Genomic DNA, 14220 nt, shown 5'->3' with positions numbered 1-14220 from the left:
CACCTTGCCCGCCTCGAACTCACAGCCTGAATCACCCTCACAACAGCCAGTTCGCGGATTTCCCAACGGAGTCTTAAAAGAGGGGGATTCCAACCCGGGTGGGTCGAGGTTCACGGGCGCTCGAGCGGCCGGTGGCCGCCGTCACCCCTCCGGCACCGGCTGCACGCCGGGGGCGAGGAATCCCGCCCTGTCCTGCCGCGACGTTGACCGCTGCGTTCTCATCCGCGTTGCAGCTGAACCCGCAGGAGACACAGACGAACTCGGCTTGGCTCTTGCGCGAGTCCTTCGCGATCCATCCACAGGCACTGCACCGCAACGACGTAAAGGGGGCGGGCACGTCCTCCACCCGGCCCGGCGCCTTCTCCCCGGTCCGGCGGCGCAGCAGGCCCCAGCCCTGGGCGAGGATCGCCCGGTTCAGCCCGGCCTTCTGCCGCACCCGTGTACCGGGCTGTGCGAGGGTTCCCTTCGCCGAGCGGGTCATGGTCGTGATGTTCAGCTTCTCGAACCGGATCAGGCGGTAGGTGCGGGCGAGCATGGTCGAGGTCTTCTCGCACCAGTCCTTGCGCCGGTCCGCCTCGCGGGCCTTGATCCTGGCCACCTTGGCGTGCTCAGCGGCCTTGGCTTCGCTGCCTTTCGGGGCGCGGGCCGCCCGGCGCTGGTGCTTGCGGACCCGGGCCCGCTCACGGGTGGTGAGCCGCGGGCAGTTCAGCTTTTGCCCGTCGGACAGGGCGGCGGTGATCTTCACCCCCCCGGTCGATACCGACGATCGTGTCCGTTCCGGGCGCCTCAACGGGATCGGGGATCACGGCGAAGGCGATGTGCCACTGCTGGTTGCGGAAGGTGACCCGGAACGTCTTCGCGGCGGGCAGCCCGGCGCGGGTCAGGCGGAAGCGCACCCAGCCGCAGCCGGGCACCTGCACCCGCGCCCACCTCCGGTTCAGCCTCCGCACCACCACCGAGCGGCCCATCACCTGCCTGCCCCGGGAGTTCAGCCTCGGCGAACCGTCCGGATGGGACTCCGGGACCCGGTCGGTGCCGATCACCCGGAAACCCTCATGCCGGTGTTTCCTGCGCCAGGCCGGCTCGCCGAACCCGGAAACGAACCGGGCGTTCTTGGCCCTGGCGAAGTCCTTCAGGGCCTGCTGCTGCACATCCGCGTTCCCGGCACGCAGCCAGTCGCTCTCCCGCCGGGCCTCGGTGAGCTGACGGCACTGCTCGGCGAACCCGGGAGCAGACCTGCGCCCCGGCTGCCAGTGCGCGTGCTGCTCGACGGCCAGATTCCACACGTACCGGGCGTGCGCGCAGTGCAGCAGCATCCTCTCCGCCTGCGCGGCCGTCGGGTACATCCGGAAACGTGACATGCCGCCCAACCTAGCCCCGCCCCTCGCTCCCCTCTGCGTATCCGGCCCTGCTCACCCGAACGAGCGACCGAACCCCGCCACCACTCCCCACCACGCACCATCACACCCCTGCCATGACCAAACCCGCCACCGCCCTCTCCCGGGACGCCGCATCACCCCACAGGCGATGCGACTCCTCCTGCCCCGCTCCGCGGGAACGCGCATTCACCCCGGCCCCGAAGGACCGGGCACCCTGCCCGGCAAGAAAGGTGGACAGGGTCAGGTCCCGGTCCGCGACGACGGCGACCGTCTTCGCGTACCGCTGCGACTCGCCGTGGTAGCGCCGGCCGGACTCCACGAGCAGCACGCACGCCATGAGGACGGCGACGCCGGCGGCGAGGGCGACGAACGTCCCCACGAAACTGCCCTTGCGGTGGCGCAGCATCTGCGCGGCCAGAGTGAGCACGGTTCAGCCCTCCCTGCGCACGGCGGGCTGCATGGGGGCCTGCGCGAAGGACTGAGCGGCGGGATGCGGGGCGAACGGTGTGGCGGGCTGTGCGACGGGCTGCCGGATGCCGAGGTGCGCGAGGTGCTCGGCGATCCGCTCGGCACCGGGCTGCGGCATGTCCTGCACGATCCGCCCGTCGGCGAGGACCACGACCCGGTCCGCGTAGGACGCGGCGACCGGGTCGTGGGTCACCATGACGACGGTCTGTCCGGCCTGGTCGACCACCGACCGCAGCAGCGACAGGACTTCGGCCGCGGTGCGGGTGTCGAGGGCGCCGGTGGGCTCGTCGCAGAAGATCACCTCGGGGTGGGTGACCAGCGCCCGCGCGATCGCGACCCGTTGCTGCTGGCCGCCGGACAACTGCGCGGGCCGGTGCCTCAGCCGGTCGCCCAGTCCGACCCGGCCGACGACCTCGGCGACCCAGGCCGGGTCCGGCCGCTGCCGGGACAGCCGCGAGGGCAGCAGGATGTTCTGCTCCACGTTCAGGGCGCCGACGAGGTTGAACGCCTGGAACACGAAGCCGACCCGGCTGCGGCGCAGTTCGGTCAGCCGCTTCTCCGACATCGACGCCAGATCGGTGGACCCGATCCGGACCGTCCCCGCGTCGGGCCGGTCCAGGCCCGCCGCGCAGTGCAGCAGCGTGCTCTTCCCGGAGCCCGACGGCCCCATCACCGCGGTCGCCGTGCCCCGTGCGAAGCGGACGTCCACGTCGTCCAACGCCACCACCGGCTGCTCACCGCCGTACGTCTTCCGTACGTGTTCGAGGCTGACGGCGACGTCGGCCGAGGTCACTGACATGGTGAAACGCCTTCCGGGCGGGACGCGAAGCGGGAACACCACGACGCTAGAACCCCGGCCCGCGCCGACCCATCCCGCCAGTGACCCGATCCGGGGTGGTGCAGGCACTACCACCGGGCGGGACACCGAACTTCCCCTCGCACCAGAGGCGCACACGCACCGGTGACGTCGATCTCACGCGGCATTGCCGTCGTTTCCGGACGTGACGGAGCCCGGGAGTCGTATCCAGCTCCCGGGCCCCTGGGGATGCCACCTCATTGCGCGCGCCGGCGCGTTTAAGAGGAAGGATCAGTCATCAAGCCGTCGTGTTCTGCCTTTGAACTACCGCACCAGGAAGAGGTGCAGGCGAGAATTGAACTCGCATCCGACGGCAATCGTCCTTCCCCGGTCGTTCCGGCGATCGGCGGCGATGCTGAGACTGGAGCGAGAGTCTGAGATTGATACGGCCTTCACGTGCGGAAAGCCGTTCCTTCAGGCTGAACGTCAGTTTCAGCTTGCGCTCGTCGCGCGAACCGGTCCTCAAGTCCGGCCCGCGCTGTCGCGCACCCCCGCGCTCGCACGCGGGGGCGATCATGGGGCTACCGGCCCGGCGTCAGCCGAACAGGTAACCGAACACCGCGTCGCCGGCCCGCTGGTCGGTGACCTCGGTGGCATTGGCCTCCTCGCGGGCGAACTTGACCGCCTGCTGGAGCTTCTCGACCCGCTCCACCAGCTCGTTCACCCGCCGCGCGGGAAGCGTGCCGGAGAACTTCACGGTCGTCCAGTACCCGATGGGCACGTCCTCGTAGTACACCTCGACCTGCGCCGGGTGCTTCTCGGTCGCCTCGGCCTTGACGTGGTTGCGGGGGACCTTCTTCGTGCGGATCGTGCGGACCGGGTCCGTCTTCCACCAGTCCGTGGACGGGTCGTGGGACCAGGACTCGGCGGCGTCGAGGGTCGGCAGCTTCCGGACGAAGGCGTGCAGTTCGGTGAGCTGCTTCTCCAGGAAGAGCAGGTAGCTGACCGGGACGTCGGCGAGAATGGTCCGCCCCTCGACGGCGACGTCCGCGCGGGCCGTACAGTTCGCCCAGTCCTTGGTCGCCGTCACGTCGAACAGCCGGGTCAGCGAGGCCGCCATCTCGCGCAGCACGTCCTCGCCCTGCACCTGCACCCGCGTGGACTCGGGCGGCAACTGCTCGCCCTCCTCGTCCTTCGGCTGGTACGTACGCGAGATCCCGGCGAGCAGCGCCGGCTTCTGCACCTTCTGGTGCGCCCCGTTGACGTCCTGAACCGCCTTGCTCTTGACGCCCTTTTCGACAGCGATGATCTGGTTCAGCTTGGTCACTGGTCCCCCTTCGAACAGGAGGAACCTATCCCAACTCCCTTGATCCGTCATATGAATTATCGCTGGTCGGGTCGTTGCCGGAGGATGCACACGATGGACGAGCGAGGCCGGAACATCACTGGACAGCCGTGGGTGGGTTGCAGGCGACCCGCATTTCCTTCTTGCGGTGGACACGATGCAGCGGACGCGGACGCGGACGCGGCGGCGGCTGTCGTCCCACTCGGACATCATGAACAGGTGTCCATGTATGGTGGACATCTGTCCATGATGCCTGAGGGTGGGGATACCCGGTGGAAACGACTGCGAACGTACTGGTGGGGCTGGTGGCCTCGCTGCATGCATATTTCCTGGTTCTGGAGATGTTCCTGTGGGAGAGGAAGCCGGGCCGCAAGCTCTCCGGCTTCGATGCGGCCATGGCCCGCGCCACTGCCCCGCTCGCCGCGAACCAGGGCCTCTACAACGGGTTCCTGGCCGCCGGGCTGATCTGGGCGCTGATCGCAGATGATCCGACCGGGTTCCGGGTCCAGGTCTTCTTCCTCAGCTGCGTGCTCATCGCCGGGCTGTACGGCGGACTCACCACCAACCGGCGGATCCTCACGGCCCAGGCAGCGCCCGGGGCCCTGGCGCTCACCGCCGTTCTGCTCGCCCGATGACCGCCGGGCAAGCGGATCCCCGCACGGCACGGACGCGGGCCAAGCTGGGCCGGGCGCTGCTCGAGGAGTGCGCCCACCGCCCGTTGGCGGAGGTCAGCGTTGCCGCCCTGGTGCGCCGGGCGGGAGTCGGCCGCGCCACCTTCTACCTCCACTACGCCGACCTGGAGGCGCTCGCCATCGACGTGTGCGCCGATATCGTCCGCGAGGCCGTGGACGCCCTGCACGCATGGCGCGGCACACCCGGCCCCGAGGCCCCTCCGCCCGCCCTGTTCGCCTTCTTCGACCGTCTCGCCCCGCACGCCGGGCTCTACCGGGAACTGCTGCTCCCGGGCGGCAGCGGCCCTCTCGGCCATGTGCTCCACCAGGAGCTGCGCGCCCGTAGCCACACCGAGCGCGCCCTGGCCGGTGCGCCGGAGCCGGACCTGGTCGCCTCGGCCGTGGCCGCGACCTTCGCCGGAGTTCTCGCCGACTGGCTGCACGGCCTCATCGAGGCCACACCCACCGAGATCGCGCAGCGGGTCTGGCGTCTGCTCATCAACCTGCACCGCACCCCCCTGCCCTGACCGGCCGTCTGCCCCGACATCCTTCCCTTCGCGGTGTTCACCCGCCATCGGCGAGTCGCCCCGGACGCCGCCCGCGGGCGTTCCCGCGCACACATCGCCCGTGCGACCCGTCTGAGGGAGCCACCTGTCGACACCGTGCGCCGCCGGCGGGGCCGGTGCGGTCGTCGGGGCCGGTGCGGTCGTCGGGGCCGGTGCGGCCGGTGAGAGACCCGGGGCGGTGTCCGCCGCCGGCTCTGCCGGGTTCACCGGTTCACCGGGACCGTCGGGGCCTTTCCGGTCCGCGGGGGCAGGAAGGGGTGGCCGACGGCGGGTCCGGCGTCCGACCGGTGCCCGGAGGCAGGCAGCGGGATGGTCGGTGCCGTGCCGTCCTCCAGGAACGTGAGCGGGTGGCCGCTGTGGCTGTCCGCCCACCCTCCGGCCCACTCGATCTCCTCCGCGGTCACGATGCCGTAGAAGCCCGGGTCGCCCTCCGCCCAGGGCGCGTCCGGTGCCTCGCCCTCGTCGACCGCCTTCTGCGCAAGCTCCCGTACGACAGGGTCGGCGCGGCCGACGAGCGCTTCCGAGGGCAGTACCGGCGTCAGGCCGGCGGCGGCGACCCGCTCCCGGAGCTGCGCCGCCGCCTGTCGCGGGGTCAGACCCGCGTCGGTGAGCAGGGCGGACAGGCTCTCCCGCACACCGCCGAGATCCGGACGCCGGAGCGGTTCGGCGACGATCACCCGGCCCAGCAGCGGCAGAAAGGCCGGGTCGACGTCTTCCCACATCGGGGGGACCATCAACGGCATGTAGGGATACGGCGCCCGGCCCGTCAGCGCGAAGAAGAGGGTGGCGCCGAGGGCGTAGACGTCGGCGGGCGCCTCGACGTGTTTGGTGTCCCGCAGTTGCTCGACGGGCATGTAGGGGCGCGTGCCCAGGCGGTCGCCGGTCCGTGTGAGCGCCTGACTGGACTGGCGCTCGGCCACGACCGACAGGCCGAAGTCCAGCACCATCGGCCCGTCCGGGCCGAGCACGACGTTGCTCGGTTTGAGGTCGCGGTGCAGCAGCCTCGTACCGTGAATGGCGGCCAGCGCGTCCACGAGGGCCAGACCGAGCGCCGCGCACGGCCCGACGGGAAGGGGGCCGGACTCGTTCACCATGGTGTGCAGCGACGGTCCGGCGATGTAGTCCATGGCGAACCACGGTTCTCCGGCCTCCGGGTCCGCCGCGCGCAGCGCCGGAACCCGGTCGCTGACCACCGCGCGGACGGCGTCGATCTCCCGCGCGAACCGCTCGCGGGCCTGCGACTGGTCCAGCAGGTTCGGCTGGATCATCTTCACCACGACGAGCCGCGACAGGTCGGCCGCCTGGTCCCCATCCTCGTCACGTTCACGGTCACGGTCGGGTTCGGGTTCGGGTTCGGGTTCGGTCAACCGGTAGGCCGCGACCATCTCGTCGGAGAGACCGTCCAGCGGGATCTCGCGCGCCAGATAGGCGACGCCCATGCCGCCCGCGCCGAGCCGGGCGAGCAGTTCGAACGGCCCCACCACACGCGGGTCCGCATTGGTGTCCAACGGCTTCATCGGCGCTCTCGTATCCCCACACTCTCGTCACGGTCCTCCCCCGGCCACACTGCCGCCCCGCACTCTACGTTCTGTGGCCGGACGAACACGGAGGGCTTCAACCGGTCACCGGGGCTGGAAGCGGCGGTATTCCGAGAGCTCTTCGAACGTGCTGTCGTGAGGTCGCGGCACGCGGGACCACCCGGCCACGGGGCCGCGCGCCCATGGCCGTCCCGGTACGCAGGTGGCTCGGCACCGGATTCCACCGCCGCGACCCGACCGGGGAGCCGTTGACGAGCGCCGTTCGAGGCGTTCCTCGTCGTTCGGGCCGCGCTATGACCAGCACTCCCTTCGGGTGACCTGTCCCAGGGCACGGGGCTGACGAGCGGGAGCAGCCGGAGGGACCCCGCCCGTCACGGGGTGTGGGTGACCTCCACGAACACGGTCAGCTCGCCCTCGTTGTCGTAGAGGCAGCCTTCGTCGTCGTTGATGCGCAGTTCCACCACTCCGTCGCCGGCCGCCTGGAAGGTAGCGGCGTCCCCGACGGCGAGGACCGGCGCGGCATCCTTACCGGCCAGACGCATCAGCAGGGTGCCGAACGGTGCCTCCGGGGCGACCTTGCAGTGCTCCGCGAACTCCAGCAGTCGGTCGTTCTCCGCGTCGTAGCCGGCGGGCCCGGTCATGGGCATCTGTTCACGGTCGACCGACCACTCGCCCTCCTGGGACCTCACGGTGACGCTGTCGCCCTCCCGAACCACCGCCTTCTCCACCGGCTGCCAGCCCACGTCGGCCCCCACGGCCTGCACGACGGAGGTCACCACGGGCAGTTCCGTGCCCTTCTCCTGCCCTTGCTCCCGGTCGTTCGCCTTCTCCTGTCCCTGCCCCTGGTCCTTCGCCTTCTCCTGCCCCTGGTCGTTCGCCTGCTCCTCCTGCCCCTGGTCCTTGCCCTGGAACGGCGGCGCGCCCACGAGGAACAGCCCACCGCCCACCCCCACGGCGAGCACGGCGACCACGGCGATCACCGGAGCCGGCCACTTCCTGCGCCTCGGCGGGCGCGCGGGCACCGACATCGCGGGGTGGACCGCGGTGCCCCCGAACCCGCCCCCGATTCCGCCCGCGGGCACGACGAGTGTGTCCCCCGCCCGGACGGGCTGCCGGTGAAGGCTGGTGACGGTGACCGCTTCGTTCACGGAGCCACCCATGGACCCGGCCGCGCTCACGGTGCTCGTCGCCGTGCTCGTCGCCGGCTGGTATGCGCGGGGGTCGGCCGCGGGCAGCGGGTCGATGTCCGTCTCCCCCGCCGCGACCCGCTGCAGCGCGACCGCCACGTCCGCGGCGGTGGGACGCTCGCCCGGCCCCTTGCGCAGCAGGGCCTCGACGACGGGGCGGAGCGGACCGAGCCGCTCCGGGAGCACGGCCTCGTCGTACACGACCGCGTGGAAGGTCGCCGGGTAGGCGGGCCGGCGGAAGGGGGACTGCCCGCCGCAGACCGTGACCAGGGTCGCGCCCAGCGACCACAGGTCGGACTCCGGTCCGGACTCCTGCGCCAGCGCCCGCTCCGGCGCCATGTACTCGATGGAACCGACGAGTTGACCGGTGGAGGTGAGGAATTCGCCGTCGTCCAGGGCGGCGATGCCGAAGTCGGTGAGCACGGCGCCGCCGTCCGGGCGAAGCAGGACGTTGGCCGGTTTGACGTCGCGGTGCAGGGTCCCGGCGTCATGAACGGCTCTGAGTGCGCTGAGCAGTTGGAGGCCAAGGGTGGCGGTGCGCTGCGGGGTGAGGGGCCCGGACCGGGCCACGCGGTCGGCGAGTGAGGGGCCCTGCACCAGCTCCATGACGATCCAGAGCCGGCCCTCGTACTCGACCAGATCGTGCACCCCGACCACATGGGGGTGCGGCACCCGGGCGACAGCGCGCGCCTCACGAACCGCACGGCGCATCCGCACCCGGTGGTCCTCATCGCCGTCGGTGGCGATGTGCAGTTCCTTGGCGGCGACCTGACGATCCAACAGCTGGTCGTGGGCCCGCCAGACGGTGCCCATACCGCCCCTGCCGAGGATGTCGTGCAGCAGGTAACGGCCGGCGATCAGGCGCCCGGAGTCCTGGTCCGCCTGCCGATCAGGAATACCGGACAGCACCGGCCTCTCACGTCCCCTTCGCTCCTACGCCCAGCCCTTGACGTCCGTCACGGCATCCACGGCGCCGCAAACGGACAGACCCACACCAGTTCCGGACAGAAAGAGAGGCGATGTCAACATCACCGACACCCTACTCGCCCGCCACCCCCAATAACCCATAATTCCATGGCTCTTGACGACCGTTCATATCCTATTTCGCGGGCGCCAACCTCTACCGAGTGTTGGTGACCGCTGGAGTCCATGGGGTGGGTCGTCCTCCCCTCCCTTCCCGAAGGGTGCGACGAGATCGCGCGGAAGGACGCCAAGTACCCCGGTCTCCGCAAACGCCGGCTCGTGCTGCAGCAAGGTGACCGCATCAGGGTCCTGCCGACCCTGGAGGTCAGCTCCGCGCCCACCCGGGCGACGGACGCTTCTACGGCCGGTTCCTGCTCCAACCCGCGCCCGGGTCGGCACCCCCGCCGGCCGCACGTCTGGTCGCGGTGACCCTGGCCGGCCAGGTCGGGGCGGCACTCGACACGGCCGGTCGCGCCCTCGCTCGACGGCGCGGGCCCGTCGGCCGAGCCCGTGTCCCCGGCGGCCGATGTACCTGCACTGCCGACGCCCAGCCGCGGCCTCGGATCACTCCGCCCGCACGAGGCGCTACCGAGAACTCGGCACGGGTCTCTCACTGCCGCGCAGTCGCGACGGCGAGCACGGTCACGGTCACGGTCACCGAGAGCGGCACGATGAAGACGCCCCTGGCTCTCGCTCCCCGAGCCTGGCGCAAGCCATGGGCCCCCACAAGGATGGCGAACACGCTGCCCAGCGCTGCGATCCACGCAAGAACAGCCGTGGCTCCACGTCCTCGTGCCCGTTTCGGCCGCCGTCGCGTCGGCAGACGCACATTCCGGTCACGTCAGTCTGGCCAGGTCGTGGTTGAGTTCGATGACGTTGACGCGTTTCTGCCCCAGGAAACCCAGTACGCGTCCCTGGACGTGTTGTGCGATCAGCGCCCTGACCTTGGCGGGGTCGACATGGCGGGCTCTCGCGATGCGGCCGGCCTGTTCGTAGGCGTACGCCGGGGAGATCGCCGGGTCGAGCCCGGAGCCGCTGGCGGTGACGGCGTCCGCGGGGACGGACGAGGACGGAACCCCGTCGAAGGCGGCGACGGCGGCTCGGCGGCTCTTGATGGTCTTGATCAGGGCGGGGTTGTTCGGGCCCAGGTTGGAGGCGCCGGAGTTCAGGGGGTCGTAGCCACCCGCGGACGGGCGGGGCTGGAACCACTTGGGGTCGGGGCGCAGCGGCTCCTGGGCGCCGTGGGGATTCTTCGTGGGCAGGGCGAAGTTCTGGCCGATCAGGCTCGAGGCCACCGACGTGCCGTTCGTTGTCAGCAGGGAGCCGTTGGCCTGGTGGGACAGGCCGGCCTGGGCGACGACGGTGACGAGCAGCGGGTAGGCGACGCCGGTGATCACAGTGCACGCCAGCAGCATGCGCAGGGCCACCAGATGGTGCTGGAGTACGGGCGGGAGGATGGCGCGCACGGTGAGATCCCTTACTTCTCTCGTCGGGCTGTCTGTCAGCGCAGGCCGGGGATGAACTGGATGAAGAGGTCGAGCAGCTTGATGCCCAGGAACGGCAGCACCAGGCCGCCGAGCCCGTACATCCAGATGTTGCGGCTGAGCAGGTTCGCGGCGGAGGAGGGCCGGTAGCGCACGCCGCGCAGAGCGAGCGGGATCAGGGCGATGATGATCAGCGCGTTGAAGACGATCGCGGAGGTGATCGCCGAGGTCGGGCTGTGCAGGCGCATGATGTTGAGCTTGTCCAGGCCGGGGTAGACGCTCGCGAACATCGCCGGGATGATCGCGAAGTACTTCGCGACGTCGTTGGCGATCGAGAAGGTGGTGAGCGCGCCACGGGTGATCAGCAGTTGCTTGCCGATCTCGACGATCTCGATGAGCTTGGTCGGGTTGGAGTCCAGGTCCACCATGTTCCCGGCCTCCTTGGCGGCCGAGGTACCGGTGTTCATGGCCACGCCGACATCTGCCTGGGCGAGCGCCGGGGCGTCGTTCGTGCCGTCGCCGGTCATCGCGACCAGTTTGCCGCTCTGCTGTTCGCGCCGGATCAGGGCCATCTTGTCCTCGGGGGTGGCCTCGGCCAGGAAGTCGTCCACGCCTGCCTCCTGGGCGATGGCGCGGGCGGTGAGCGGGTTGTCGCCGGTGATCATGATGGTGCGGATGCCCATCCGGCGCAGTTCGTGGAAGCGTTCGCGCATGCCTTCCTTGACGACGTCCTTGAGGTGGATGACGCCCAGCACGCGGGCGACGGGCGGGCCGCCGCGCCGGGTCACCTCGCCGACGACCAGCGGGGTGCCGCCGCTCGCGGAGATGCCGTCGACGATGGAGCCGACCTCTGCCATGGGGTGGCCGCCGTGGTCACGGACCCAGCGCATCACCGCCGTTGCCGCCCCCTTGCGCAGGGACCGGCTCTCGTGGGGGTCGTTGAGGTCGACACCGCTCATCCGGCTCTGCGCGGTGAAGGGGACGAACTGTGCCTGGGCCAGTTCTCCTTCGCCACGGCCGCGTAGCGCGTGCTGCTGCTTGGCGAGGACGACGATCGAGCGGCCCTCGGGCGTCTCGTCGGCGATCGACGACAGTTGGGAGGCGTCCGCGAGTTCCTCGACGCCCACCCCGTCCGCGGGCAGGAACTCGGCGGCCTGGCGGTTGCCGAGGGTGATGGTGCCCGTCTTGTCGAGCAGGAGGGTGTTGACGTCGCCCGCGGCCTCCACCGCGCGTCCGGACATCGCCAGCACGTTGCGCTGCACCAGCCGGTCCATGCCCGCGATTCCGATCGCCGACAGCAACGCTCCGATCGTCGTGGGGATCAAGGCCACGACGAGGGCGACGAGGATGACGATGGTCTGCTCGGCCCCCGCGAAGAGGGCGAAGGGCTGCAGGGTCACCACCGCGATCAGGAAGACGATCGTGAGGGAGGCCAGCAGGATGTTGAGTGCGATCTCGTTCGGCGTCTTCTGCCGCGCGGCGCCTTCCACGAGTGCGATCATCCGGTCGATGAAGGTCTCCCCCGGCTTTGAGGTGATCTTCACGACGATCCGGTCCGAGAGCACCTTCGTGCCGCCCGTGACGGCCGACCGGTCGCCGCCCGACTCGCGGATCACCGGCGCCGACTCGCCCGTGATGGCCGACTCGTCGACGCTCGCGATGCCCTCGACCACATCCCCGTCGCCGGGGATGGTCTGCCCGGCCTCGACGACGACGTGATCGCCCACGTGGAGGGCGACGCCCGGGGCCTCCTCCTCCGCGGTGCCGGTCGCGCCCGGCCTCCAGCCGATGAGACGGCGGGCCGTCGCCATCGTCTTGGTGCGGCGCAGAGTCTCCGCCTGGGCCTTGCCGCGTCCCTCGGCCACGGCTTCGGCGAGATTGGCGAAGACGGACGTCAGCCAGAGCCACGCCGTGATCACCCAGGCGAAGACACTGGGCGTCCTGATGGCCGACAGCGTGGTCAGGACCGCCCCGACCTCCACCACGAACATCACGGGGTTGTGGAACATCGAGCGCGGATCCAGCTTGCGCAGCGCATCGGGAAACGCCACCAGAAGCTGCTTGGGATCGAGCAGTCCGCCCGAGACCCGTTGCTGCGGACGCCCGCCGCGCGGCGGGACGGGAGCGGGAGCGGCGGTCGTGGACATCAGTGCAGAGCCTCCGCGAGAGGACCGAGCGCGAGGGCGGGGAAGTACGTCAGGCCGACGACGATGAGGACGACCCCGGTCAACAGCCCGACGAACTGCGGCCGGTGCGTGGGCAGGGTGCCCGCGGTGACCGGAACGTGCTGCTGCCCGGCGAGCGAGCCGGCGAGCGCCAGGACGAACACCATCGGCAGGAACCGGCCGACGAGCATCACCACGCCGAGCGCGGTGTTGTACCAGACGGTGTTCACGCTCAGCCCCGCGAACGCCGAGCCGTTGTTGTTCGCGGCCGACGCGAAGGCGTACAGGACCTCGGAGAAGCCGTGTGGCCCGGAGTTGAGCATGGCCGCTCTCTCACCCGGGAACGCCATCGCCAGGCCGGCACCGGCCAGCACGAGCGCCGGTGTGGTCAGGATGTAGAGCGAAGCGAACTTCATCTCCCGGCCCCGGAGCTTCTTGCCCAGGTACTCGGGCGTACGGCCGACCATCAGGCCGGCGACGAAGACCGTGATGAGCGCGAGGATCAGGATCCCGTAGAGCCCGGAGCCGGTGCCGCCGGGCGCGATCTCCCCCAGCATCATGTTGAAGATCAGCATTCCGCCGCCGCCGGGCGTGTACGAGTCGTGGAAGGAGTTGACCGCTCCGCACGACGTGAGGGTGGTGGACACGGCGAACAGCGCCGAGGCCCAGATCCCGAACCGCGTCTCCTTGCCCTCCATCATGGCGCCGGCCGCGTGACCGACCGCGCTGCTGACGCTGTGCAGCTCGTTGGCGGTCACGATGGCGGCCGAGGCACCCCAGATCAACGCCATCACGGCGACGATCGCGTAGCCCTGGCGGTTGTCGCCGACCATCGTCCCGAAAGTCCGCGGCAGCGAGAACGCGATGACCAGCATGAGGTAGATCTGGATCAGATTGGTCAAGGCGTTGGGGTTCTCGAAGGGGTGGGCGGAGTTCGCGTTGTAGAAACCACCGCCGTTGGTTCCCAGTTGTTTGATGGCCTCCTGGGAGGCGACCGGCCCGCCGGGCAGGCGCTGGTGCCCGCCCGCGATGGTGGTGATGTCGTGGATTCCGTGGAAATTCTGAACGACCCCGGAGGCCACCAGAACGATCGCCAAGACGAACGCACAGGGCAGCAGAACGCGCAGCACGATCCGTGTCAGGTCCACCCAGAAGTTCCCGACTCGATCGGTCTTCTTCCTGGTGAATCCGCGGATCAGTGCGGCGACGACGGCGATGCCCACGGCAGCGGAGACGAAGTTCTGTACGGCGAGGCCCGCCATCTGGACCAGATGTCCCATGGTCGACTCGCCGGAGTACGACTGCCAGTTGGTGTTGGTGACGAAGGATGCCGCAGTGTTGAAGGACTGGTCCGTGGTGACCGGCTTCATCCCCAGCGACAGCGGGAGATGGTTCTGCAGACGCAGGAACGCGTACAGGAACAGTACCGACACCGCGGAGAAGGCCAGGAGGCTGCGCAGATAGGCCGGCCACGTCTGATCGATGCCGGCGTTCACTCCACCTGCCCGGTAGACCAGGCGTTCAGCCCGCCCATGGCGATCGGTGGTCAGGACCCGGGCCATGTAATCACCCAGTGGCCGATACGAAAGACCTAGCGCGGCCACCAGGGCGAGTACCTGGAGCCAGCCCGCGAGGGTGTCGTTCATCGGGGCTGTCTC

The 14220-nt window shown here is 70.1% G+C and carries 12 protein-coding genes; 2 read left to right on the top strand and 10 right to left on the bottom strand.

Going from position 1 to position 14220, the window contains the following annotated elements; translation table 11 throughout:
- Positions 1-73: 73 nt before the first annotated feature.
- From ACFYQA_RS36635 to ACFYQA_RS36615, 5 genes are all read right to left on the bottom strand, one after another.
- Positions 74-745 carry an RNA-guided endonuclease InsQ/TnpB family protein gene (locus ACFYQA_RS36635; protein WP_388927541.1) on the bottom strand — a complete coding sequence of 224 codons (672 nt, stop codon included), beginning with the start codon at positions 743-745 and terminating at the stop codon, positions 74-76.
- Positions 681-1361, bottom strand: a complete 681-nt coding sequence (locus ACFYQA_RS36630; protein WP_388927538.1) for a helix-turn-helix domain-containing protein — start codon at positions 1359-1361, stop codon at positions 681-683. The genes ACFYQA_RS36635 and ACFYQA_RS36630 overlap by 65 nt, the downstream gene beginning before the upstream one ends.
- A 100-nt stretch (positions 1362-1461) precedes the next feature.
- The gene (locus tag ACFYQA_RS36625; RefSeq protein ID WP_388927535.1) at positions 1462-1806 is read right to left on the bottom strand and encodes a hypothetical protein; all 345 of its coding nucleotides are present in this window, start codon (positions 1804-1806) and stop codon (positions 1462-1464) included.
- Between the two features lie 3 nt (positions 1807-1809).
- On the bottom strand, positions 1810-2646 hold the full coding sequence (locus ACFYQA_RS36620; RefSeq protein WP_388927532.1) for an ABC transporter ATP-binding protein: 837 nt from the start codon (positions 2644-2646) through the stop codon (positions 1810-1812).
- Positions 2647-3238: 592 nt separating this feature from the next.
- A complete protein-coding gene (locus ACFYQA_RS36615; protein ID WP_388927529.1) occupies positions 3239-3970 on the bottom strand; it encodes a hypothetical protein in 732 nt (243 codons plus the stop codon).
- Positions 3971-4260: 290 nt separating this feature from the next.
- On the opposite strand from ACFYQA_RS36615, the gene ACFYQA_RS36610 reads away from it, so the two are divergent.
- Both ACFYQA_RS36610 and ACFYQA_RS36605 read left to right on the top strand, forming a co-directional pair.
- Positions 4261-4623: a DUF1304 domain-containing protein gene (locus ACFYQA_RS36610; protein WP_388927526.1), complete on the top strand. Its 363-nt coding sequence runs from the start codon at positions 4261-4263 to the stop codon at positions 4621-4623.
- Complete coding sequence (locus ACFYQA_RS36605) at positions 4620-5186, top strand: TetR/AcrR family transcriptional regulator (protein ID WP_388927523.1); 567 nt, start codon at positions 4620-4622, stop codon at positions 5184-5186. The genes ACFYQA_RS36610 and ACFYQA_RS36605 overlap by 4 nt, the downstream gene beginning before the upstream one ends.
- A 242-nt stretch (positions 5187-5428) precedes the next feature.
- Here ACFYQA_RS36605 and ACFYQA_RS36600 read toward each other — a convergent pair whose 3' ends face one another.
- The 5 genes from ACFYQA_RS36600 to kdpA form a co-directional block, all read right to left on the bottom strand.
- Positions 5429-6610, bottom strand: a complete 1182-nt coding sequence (locus ACFYQA_RS36600) for a serine/threonine-protein kinase (protein ID WP_388927547.1) — start codon at positions 6608-6610, stop codon at positions 5429-5431.
- Positions 6611-7134: 524 nt separating this feature from the next.
- Positions 7135-8859 carry a serine/threonine-protein kinase gene (locus tag ACFYQA_RS36595; protein WP_388927520.1) on the bottom strand — a complete coding sequence of 575 codons (1725 nt, stop codon included), beginning with the start codon at positions 8857-8859 and terminating at the stop codon, positions 7135-7137.
- 890 nt (positions 8860-9749) lie between these two features.
- Positions 9750-10379, bottom strand: coding sequence for a potassium-transporting ATPase subunit KdpC (gene kdpC, locus ACFYQA_RS36590; RefSeq protein ID WP_388927517.1), 630 nt, complete (start codon positions 10377-10379; stop codon positions 9750-9752).
- Positions 10380-10414: 35 nt separating this feature from the next.
- A complete protein-coding gene (gene kdpB / locus ACFYQA_RS36585; RefSeq protein WP_388927514.1) occupies positions 10415-12544 on the bottom strand; it encodes a potassium-transporting ATPase subunit KdpB in 2130 nt (709 codons plus the stop codon).
- On the bottom strand, positions 12544-14208 hold the full coding sequence (gene kdpA / locus ACFYQA_RS36580; RefSeq protein ID WP_388927511.1) for a potassium-transporting ATPase subunit KdpA: 1665 nt from the start codon (positions 14206-14208) through the stop codon (positions 12544-12546). Before kdpA ends, kdpB begins: the two co-directional genes overlap by 1 nt.
- Positions 14209-14220: the final 12 nt, after the last annotated feature.

The organism is Streptomyces sp. NPDC005774, assembly GCF_042871645.1.
GTDB lineage: Bacteria > Actinomycetota > Actinomycetes > Streptomycetales > Streptomycetaceae > Streptomyces > Streptomyces pratens.
This window is presented reverse-complemented; position numbering and strand designations above follow the sequence as displayed.

Excerpts from the sequence above, each read along its gene's own strand:
- kdpB (WP_388927514.1), bottom strand. The coding sequence starts at position 12,544 with ATGTCCACGACCGCCGCTCCCGCTCCCGTCCCGCCGCGCGGCGGGCGT.
- kdpA (WP_388927511.1), bottom strand. The coding sequence starts at position 14,208 with ATGAACGACACCCTCGCGGGCTGGCTCCAGGTACTCGCCCTGGTGGCC.
- ACFYQA_RS36620 (WP_388927532.1), bottom strand. The coding sequence starts at position 2,646 with ATGTCAGTGACCTCGGCCGACGTCGCCGTCAGCCTCGAACACGTACGG.
- ACFYQA_RS36605 (WP_388927523.1), top strand. The coding sequence starts at position 4,620 with ATGACCGCCGGGCAAGCGGATCCCCGCACGGCACGGACGCGGGCCAAG.
- ACFYQA_RS36600 (WP_388927547.1), bottom strand. The coding sequence starts at position 6,610 with ATGGTCGCGGCCTACCGGTTGACCGAACCCGAACCCGAACCCGAACCC.
- ACFYQA_RS36630 (WP_388927538.1), bottom strand. The coding sequence starts at position 1,361 with ATGTCACGTTTCCGGATGTACCCGACGGCCGCGCAGGCGGAGAGGATG.